The sequence below is a fragment of the Acidovorax sp. genome (assembly GCF_046341535.1).
Taxonomy (GTDB): domain Bacteria; phylum Pseudomonadota; class Gammaproteobacteria; order Burkholderiales; family Burkholderiaceae_C; genus Acidovorax.
Genome location: NZ_JBKDRI010000081.1, coordinates 1 through 8726 on the forward strand (window position 1 = coordinate 1; position 8726 = coordinate 8726).

Here is an 8726-nt window from a genome sequence, read left to right on the forward strand (position 1 = left end):
GGCAGTTGGATGCATTTGCCAGCGCTGCTGTTGGGGCGCCAGGCAAGGCGCGACGACGCGGCAGGCTCGTGCCTGCAAGGAGGAGCAACACCGCATGGCGCTCCAAAAGCGGTGCTGGCAAGTGCATAGCGCTGTCACCCCCAAGGTGAGGTTGCAAAAATAACCCAAGGCCCGAGTCCATGCGGTGTGCTGCAAGATGACAAGCGGTCAACTGCCGTTTTTAGGTTTAACGGCCCAGCGCGGCCCGACGCACTCCAGGGCGTCCTGGGTCAGTCCGCCGTGGCCTCTTCAGGCTCCGTCGGCTCCGACTTGGTTGCCCGTTCTTTCTTGGGCAGCGGCTGGATGTCGAGCAAGACTTCGTGGGTTTCCACACCCTTGTCATCGGTCTTGAGCTCGATATCCACCGTCAGGCGACCGCCTTCGGTCAGGCGGCCGAACAGCAGCTCGTCGGCCAGCGCACGACGGATCGTGTCCTGGATGAGTCGTTGCATCGGCCGCGCGCCCATGAGCGGATCGAATCCTTTCTTGGCCAGGTATTTGCGCAGCGTGTCGGTGAAGGTGACCTCAACCTTCTTCTCGGCCAACTGGGTTTCCAACTGCAGCAGGAACTTGTCGACCACGCGCAGAATGATTTGCTCGTCCAGCGCCTTAAAGCTGACGATGGCATCCAGCCGATTGCGGAATTCTGGCGTGAACAGGCGCTTGATGTCGCCCATCTCATCGCCCGCCTGCCGCGGGTTGGTAAAGCCGATGGTCGCCTTATTCATGGTCTCGGCACCCGCATTGGTGGTCATGATGATGAGCACATTGCGGAAATCGGCCTTGCGTCCGTTGTTATCGGTCAGCGTTCCGTGGTCCATCACCTGCAGCAGCACATTGAAGATGTCCGGGTGCGCCTTCTCGATCTCGTCCAGCAGGAGAACCGCATGCGGCTTCTTGGAGATGGCCTCGGTCAGCAGGCCACCCTGATCAAAACCTACGTAGCCAGGGGGCGCCCCAATCAGACGGCTCACGGCATGGCGCTCCATGTACTCCGACATGTCAAAACGGATCAGCTCGATCCCCATGATGTAGGCCAGCTGCTTGGCGGCCTCCGTTTTGCCCACACCGGTGGGGCCACTGAACAGGAACGATCCAATGGGCTTGTCGCCTTTGCCCAGGCCCGAACGCGCCATCTTCACGGCGCTGGCCAGCACTTCCAGGGCCTTGTCCTGTCCAAACACCACGCTCTTGAGGTCGCGCTCCAGCGTCTGCAACTTACCACGGTCGTCGTTGGAGACATTGGCGGGCGGGATGCGGGCGATCTTGGCCACGATCTCTTCGATCTCGGTTTTGCCAATGGTCTTCTTGCGCTTGCTGGGCACCATGATGCGCTGGGCAGCGCCAGCCTCATCAATCACATCAATGGCCTTGTCAGGCAAGTGGCGGTCATTGATGTACTTGGCGCTCAGCTCGGCAGCCGCCTGCAGGGCGGCTGCGGCGTATTTCACGCTGTGGTGTTCTTCAAAGCGGGACTTCAGGCCCTTGAGGATATCCACCGTCTCCGCCACGGTCGGTTCCACCACATCCACCTTTTGGAAACGGCGCGACAGGGCAGCATCCTTTTCGAAGATGCCCCGGTACTCGGTGAAGGTGGTGGCGCCGATGCACTTGAGCTGGCCGCTGGAAAGGGCTGGTTTCAGGAGGTTGGAAGCATCCAGCGTACCGCCCGAAGCCGCCCCGGCACCGATCAGGGTGTGGATCTCGTCGATGAACAAAATGGCGTTGGGCTTGTCCTTGAGGGACTTGAGCACACCCTTGAGGCGCTGCTCGAAATCGCCGCGGTACTTTGTGCCCGCCAGTAAAGCGCCCATGTCGAGCGAATACACAATGGCCTCGGCAAGGATCTCGGGGACATCGTTTTGCGTGATGCGCCAGGCCAAGCCCTCGGCAATTGCGGTCTTGCCCACGCCGGCTTCGCCCACCAGCAGCGGGTTGTTCTTGCGGCGGCGGCACAGGATCTGGATCGTGCGCTCGACCTCGTAGTGGCGCCCGATCAGAGGATCGATCTTGCCGTCCTTGGCCGCCTGGTTCAGGTTTTGGGTGAACTGTTCCAGTGGCGAGGCTTTTTCGTTGCGCTCCCCACCACCGCCCTCTTCCCCTTCAGACTGGCTTTCAGGCTTGGTGGGCTCCGGGGGTTCACCCTTCTTGATGCCGTGCGCAATGAAATTGACTACATCCAGGCGCGTGACGCCCTGCTGATGCAGGTAATACACGGCATGAGAATCCTTCTCACCAAAGATGGCCACGAGCACATTGGCGCCCGTCACTTCTTTCTTGCCGTTGCCAGTGGACTGCACATGCATGATGGCGCGCTGGATCACGCGCTGGAAACCCAGCGTGGGCTGCGTGTCCACTTCGTCACTGCCGGCCACCTGCGGGGTATTGTCTTTGATGAAATTGGCCAGCGAGGAACGCAGATCATCAATGTTGGCCGAACACGCGCGCAGCACTTCCGCGGCGCTGGGGTTATCCAGCAGAGCAAGCAACAGATGCTCCACGGTGATGAACTCGTGGCGCTGCTGACGGGCCTCGACAAAGGCCATGTGCAAGCTGACTTCCAGTTCTTGGGCAATCATGTGAACTCCTTTGTGCTTGCGATGAAAAGTTAAATTTAAGCGGGGACGAAAAACCTGTCAGGCAACAGGTTCACTCACACATTGCAGTGGGTGGCCTGCCTTGGCGGCAGCGTCAAGCACCTGCTCGACCTTCGTGGCAGCGACATCCCGGGAGTACACCCCGCACACGCCTTTGCCATCCAGGTGGATCTTCAACATGATCTGCGTAGCCTGTTCCCGGTCCTTGCTAAAGAATTCCTGCAGCACCACGATGACAAACTCCATCGGGGTGTAATCGTCGTTAAGCATGACGACCTGGTACATCTGCGGGGGCTGGGTCTTCTGCGTACGACGCTCGAGCACGACAGAACCGCCATCATCCTGCGAAGGCTGGATGACAGGGGGCACTTTGGGTGCTGCGGGAGGTTTAGTGGCCATGAAAAAGATTCTAGCGATCCGAAGCCGCTCGGCCGCAGAAGAAACTTGATGTTCGTCGTCTATTTTTCAAGTTGAACCGCTGGGTATATTTACAGAGGGCAGGACTACTCGTACACCACGGTCGCAGAGCCGCTGGTGGCCTGGGCCTGCCAGGCCGCCAACGCTGAGTCCGTGGGGTAGAACTTCGCACTTTCACCCAACTGAAGCTCGGCGGTTGCGGCAGCGCCATCCGCCTTGCACTGCACACCCATGCGCACCTTCAGGCCTTGGAGCAGTTCGCCCCCAGCGATTTCCTCGCGGCGCGGGGGGAATTCGCGGACAAGACGCTGTAAGTCAGGGCCCCTGTCGCCAGCAACCACGTACAGGTATTTGCCAAAACGGCAGCGGGCACCCGCCAGGTCCCAAACCTGTTGCACCTTGAGCCGAAGTCCGCCACTGAAATGGTCAAGCTGCAGTCGGCCCAAAATCACCACAAACTCATCCTCCTTGAGATGGTTGCGGTAGTCGTTGAGCACGGCCTCGTCGGCGGATGCCTCAATCACGCCAGACTTGTCATCGAGCTTGAACAGCGCCAGCTTGCCCCGCTGCACGTTGATGACACGAAAATCGCTGACGATACCCGCCAGCACCTGCGTCTCGCGGCTGTCGAGCAGTTCGTTAATTGACGTGCGAACGAACCGCCGCACCTCGCCCGCCACTTCATCAAACAGGTGGCCCGACAGGTAAAAGCCGACTGCCGTTTTTTCTTGCGTGAGCCGTTCCTTGATACCCCAGGGCACCGCCTCGACCAGGTCGGGCTCCTGGGTGCTGGAACCGTGGGCGTCATCGCCCATCATGTCGAACAGACCGCCCTGGTTCACATTCGCCAGCGTAGCGGCTGCAAAGTCAAAGGCGCGGTCGATCGACGCCACCAGCGAGGCGCGATTCATGTTCAGCGAATCGAAGGCGCCCGCCTTGATCAGCGCCTCGACCGTGCGCTTATTCAGGCGGGCCTTGTCTACCCGCACGCAAAAATCAAACAGGCTCTTGAACGGCCCTCTCACGGCCCCCTGCGGCCCGTCGCCCCGCCCTTCGCGGGCTGCCACGATGGCGTCGATGGCCTGCTGGCCCGTGCCCTTCACCGCACCGAGGCCATAGCGGATGATTTTGTCCGTCACAGGCTCGAACCGGTAGGCACCGCGGTTCACGTCCGGTGGCTCGAACGTCAACCCCATCTTGTGTGCATCTTCAAACAACACCTTTAGCTTGTCGGTGTCATCCATTTCCACAGTCATGTTGGCGCAAAAAAACTCGGCCGTGTAGTGAACCTTGAGCCAACCCGTGTGGTAAGCCAGCAGTGAATACGCTGCAGCGTGCGACTTGTTGAAGCCATACCCTGCGAACTTCTCCATCAGGTCAAAGACCTCGTCGGCTTTGTCCTGAGAGATGCCCTTTTCGGCTGCACCCTTGCGAAAAATGGCGCGATGTTCGGCCATTTCTTCGGCTTTTTTCTTGCCCATCGCCCGGCGCAGCATGTCCGCACCGCCCAGGCTGTAGCCACCGAGTACCTGGGCAGTCTGCATCACCTGCTCCTGGTACACCATGATTCCGTACGTTTCGGACAGCACCTTCTCAACCAGCGGATGTGGATACTCCACCACCTCCCTGCCATGCTTGCGGTTCACAAAGCTGGGGATCAGGTCCATTGGGCCAGGCCGGTACAGGGCGTTCAGCGCAATCAGATCTTCCAGTCGGCTGGGTTGCGCCTCTTTGAGCATGCCCTGCATGCCACGGCTTTCAAACTGGAACACCGCCTCCGTCTTGCCTTCGGAGAAAAGGCGGTAGGTGGGTCCATCGTCCAACGGGATCGCCTCGAAGCTGAAGTTCTCCTGACCCTTATGGCGCTTTTGGATGAATTCGCGCGCTATCTCCAGGATGGTGAGCGTGGCAAGACCCAGAAAATCGAACTTGACCAGGCCGATGGCCTCTACATCATCCTTGTCGTACTGGCTCACGGCAGAGTCGCTGCCCGGTTGCTGGTACAGCGGGCAAAAGTCAGTCAGCTTGCCCGGGGCAATCAGCACCCCACCGGCGTGCATGCCGATGTTGCGGGTCATCCCCTCCAGCTTTTGCGCCATCTCGATGATGGTCTTGACGTCTTCTTCCCTTTTCACCCGCTCGGCCAGTAATGGTTCCAGCTCCAGCGCATAGTTGTTTTTGTCGCCCTCTTGCTTGACGGTGGGCGGGTAGGCCAGCGTGTACGACATGCCAGGCTTGCCCGGCACCAACTTGGAGATACCGTCGCAGAAGGTGTAGCTCATGTCCATCACCCGACCCACATCGCGGATGGCCGCCTTGGCCGCCATGGTGCCGAACGTGGCGATCTGGCTCACGGCGTTCTTGCCGTATTTGTCCTTCACGTAGTCAATCACGCGGTCACGGTTGGACTGGCAGAAATCGATGTCGAAGTCGGGCATGGATACCCGCTCCGGGTTCAGGAAACGCTCGAACAGCAGGTTGTACCGCAGCGGATCCAGGTCGGTGATCTTGAGCGCGTAGGCCACCAGCGAACCGGCGCCGGAGCCCCGGCCGGGCCCAACCGGGCAGCCGTTGTTCTTCGCCCACTGTATGAAGTCACCCACGATCAGAAAATAGCCCGGGAAACCCATCTTGAGGATGGTCCCAATCTCGAACTCCAGGCGCTCCTCGTAGCGGGGCCGCTGCGCATCGCGCTCGGAAGGGTTCGGATACAGCACCGCCAGGCGCTCTTGCAGCCCCTCGAACGAGGCCACCCGAAAATATTCGTCAATCGGCATCCCGTTGGGCGTCGGAAAGTCGGGCAACTGCGGCTTGCCCAGCGACAGCGTCAGGTTACAGCGCTGGGCGATCTCCACGGTGTTGGCAATGGCCGAGGGCACATCGGCAAAGAGCGCCTGCATCTGCGCCGATGACTTGAAGCACTGCTCACGCGTGAACCTGCGTAATCGGCGCGGATTGGCGAGAATTTCACCCTCCGCAATGCACACACGCGCCTCGTGAGCTTCGTAGTCATCCGGACTCGCAAACTGCACCGGATGGGTCGCCACGACCGGCAGGTTCAACCGGGCTGCCAACTGGGCTGCGGCCACCACATGGCTCTCATCGTCCACGCGGCCAGCGCGCTGCAGCTCGATGTAGAAACGGTGAGGGAAAATCCCCGCCAGGCGCAGCGCCACATCGGCGGCGAGTTGATCGTCTCCCTTGAGCAGGGCTTGCCCTACCGGCCCGGCTTGAGCGCCCGCCAGCGCTATCAGGCCTTCGCCCAGTTCGTGAAGCCACCCCCAGGTGCATACCGCCACGTTCTTCACCACATGACGGGTCCAGGCCCGCGCCAGCAGTTCAGACAGGTTCAGGTAGCCCTGCCGGTTTTGCACCAGCAGGATGATTCGGGAAGGCGCCGCACCGGCCTCCCCCTGCAGAAACACTTCGGCGCCCAGGATCGGCTTGACGCCCTTGCCCCGCGTTTCCTTGTAGAACTTGATGGCACCAAAGAGGTTGTTGAGATCGGTGATGGCCAGGGCGGGCTGACCGTCCCTGGCAGCGGCCTTGGCCACCTCATCGATGCGGTTGGTGCCGTCAACGACGGAAAACTCGGTGTGCAGGCGCAAATGAACAAACATCCCGGCATTGTAGAAAGCATGACCACCGCCGGCCGGGCAGCAAGGAGCGATCCAACACGGGATGGTCTGCATGCGCGCCGTACAATCCGCAATCTCCCACTGTGGCTGGCCACAGGAGCAGCACACCGCGCTCCCGGGGCGTTTCAAATCTTATTTGCTGAAAGCTGCTTGCGATGTTGCATGCCCGACTTCCACACGTTTTTGTCCTGCTCGTTGCTGGTCTTCTGGCGGCATGCTCCAGCACGGTCGAGGACAAGACGGCTGGCTGGAGCCCCAAGCGCATCCACACGGAAGCCCGCGACGAAATGGACAGCGGCGCCTACGATAAGGCGGTACCGCTGTTTGAAAAACTCGAGGGCCGGGCGGCGGGCACCCCCCTGGCGCAGCAGGCGCAGATCGACAAGGCCTACGCACAGTACAAGGCTGGCGAGAAGGCCCAGGCTGTGGCGACTTTGGACCGTTTCATGAAGCTGCACCCCGCCAGTCCGGCGCTGGACTATGCGCTGTACCTCAAGGGCCTGGTCAATTTCAACGACAACCTGGGGCTGTTCTCGTTCATTTCGCGCCAGGACCTGTCCGAGCGCGACCAAAAAGCGGCCAAGGACTCTTTCGAATCGTTCAGCGAACTCGTCACGCGCTTTCCGGATTCGCGCTATGCCCAAGACTCTCGCCAGCGTATGACGTACATCGTCAATTCGCTGGCGCAGTATGAAGTCCATGTGGCGCGCTACTACTACCAGCGCGGTGCCTATGTGGCGGCCATCGGCCGCGCGCAGGTGGCCCTGGCCGACTATCAGGGCGTGCCGGCGCTCGAGGAAGCCCTGTACATCCTCATCCGCTCCTATGATGCGCTGGGCATGAGCCAGTTGCGGGACGACGCCCGTCGCGTCATGGACGCCTCCTATCCTCAAAGCGAATATGTGCGCAGCGGCTTCAAGGGCAAGGCGGATCCGTGGTGGAAGTTCTGGTAATGGCTCGCAGCGCTTGCTCAAACTCGGCTTCCGAATCCAGGCGCGCCATGGGCGGTAGTGCCGCCAGCAAACGTTTCCCGTAGCCCTTGCTCAGCAGGCGCGTATCGCCGACCACCAGGATGCCCCGATCGGTCTCGTGCCGTATCAGTCGCCCCGCCCCCTGCTTGAGGGCCACGGCCGCCTCGGGCAGCGCGTAGGCTGTGAACGGTTTTTTGCCTGCCAGTTCCAGATGCAAGGTGCGCGCCTGCACCAGCGGGTCGCCGGGGGGGGGGAACGGTAGCTTGTCGATCACGACGAGTTGAAGAGCGTCGCCCGGTACGTCAAAGCCTTCCCAGAACGTTGCGGATGCGACCAGCACGCACCCAGGCTGTCCATGCGCGGACCCTTCGCGAAATCGTTCCATCAACCTCCGTTTGGGCCACTCGCCCTGCACCAGGACTTCCAGCGCTGGCGATCCTGCGAGACACTCCTTCAGTACCTCGCCAATGTCGTTCAGCGCTCTGAGCGTGGTGGTAAGCACCAAGGTCCTGCCCCCCAGCTGCTGCACCGCGGGCGCCAGCCACTGCGCCAGCGACCGGCTATGTGATGGATCGGCCGGCGCCGGAAGCTGTCGCGGCACATACAGCGCCGCCTGGGCTGCATAGTTGAACGGGCTGGACACGCGCAGCACATCGGCATCGTGCAGACCGGCGCGTTCGGTGAACCAGGTCAGCCGGTCATCGTCGCCCAGCGTGGCAGACGTAAAAATCCACGCACGCCGGGGTCCCTCATCAGGCGCCGGCCACCCACTGTCATCTTCTTTGGCCGCTGGCGTGGCGGCCGACAGCACGCGGGACCGCATCGACTCAGCGATATCCAAAGGCGATTCCACCAGGCGCACCTGAAGCCCCGCGGTATCCAGCCAGCGCACCTGGGCCGGGCCGGGTGCGCCCGAAAATCGCGCAGCACGGGCCAAAAGCTCGGTGCAGCGCTCATACAAGCGGTTGAAATCAGGCGCGATCTCGCTGACCATGTCCAGTGCCTCCAGCACATCGGCGCAGCCCGAGCAGACGAGCTGCATGGCTGCGCCCCAGGCGGTGGGG

At 61.3% G+C, this 8726-nt stretch carries 5 protein-coding genes; 1 reads left to right on the forward strand and 4 read right to left on the reverse strand.

The annotated features are described in order from the left end of the window. Positions 1-269: 269 nt before the first annotated feature. The 3 genes from clpA to dnaE all read right to left on the reverse strand — a co-directional run bounded on the left by clpA (position 270) and on the right by dnaE (position 6673). On the reverse strand, positions 270-2618 hold the full coding sequence (gene clpA / locus ACK543_RS05615) for an ATP-dependent Clp protease ATP-binding subunit ClpA (protein WP_409941869.1): 2349 nt from the start codon (positions 2616-2618) through the stop codon (positions 270-272). 57 nt (positions 2619-2675) lie between these two features. Continuing rightward, positions 2676-3044, reverse strand: coding sequence for an ATP-dependent Clp protease adapter ClpS (clpS, locus tag ACK543_RS05620; protein ID WP_409941873.1), 369 nt, complete (start codon positions 3042-3044; stop codon positions 2676-2678). Between the two features lie 95 nt (positions 3045-3139). Continuing rightward, on the reverse strand, positions 3140-6673 hold the full coding sequence (gene dnaE / locus ACK543_RS05625) for a DNA polymerase III subunit alpha (protein WP_409941870.1): 3534 nt from the start codon (positions 6671-6673) through the stop codon (positions 3140-3142). A 173-nt stretch (positions 6674-6846) separates the two neighbouring features. Here dnaE and ACK543_RS05630 point away from each other — a divergent pair, with 173 nt between their 5' ends. Continuing rightward, positions 6847-7644, forward strand: a complete 798-nt coding sequence (locus tag ACK543_RS05630) for an outer membrane protein assembly factor BamD (protein ID WP_409941871.1) — start codon at positions 6847-6849, stop codon at positions 7642-7644. On the opposite strand, the gene ACK543_RS05635 is transcribed toward ACK543_RS05630, so the two are convergent. Further along, positions 7607-8726: ATP-dependent DNA helicase (locus tag ACK543_RS05635; protein WP_409941872.1), on the reverse strand; the 1120-nt coding region annotated here is incomplete at its 5' end. The two genes, ACK543_RS05630 and ACK543_RS05635, sit on opposite strands and share 38 nt — an antisense overlap.

Bases quoted from the DNA above. Each gene is read 5' to 3' on its own strand.
- clpA (WP_409941869.1), bottom strand. From the start codon at position 2,618: ATGATTGCCCAAGAACTGGAAGTCAGCTTGCACATGGCCTTTGTCGAG.
- dnaE (WP_409941870.1), bottom strand. From the start codon at position 6,673: ATGTTTGTTCATTTGCGCCTGCACACCGAGTTTTCCGTCGTTGACGGC.
- ACK543_RS05630 (WP_409941871.1), top strand. From the start codon at position 6,847: ATGTTGCATGCCCGACTTCCACACGTTTTTGTCCTGCTCGTTGCTGGT.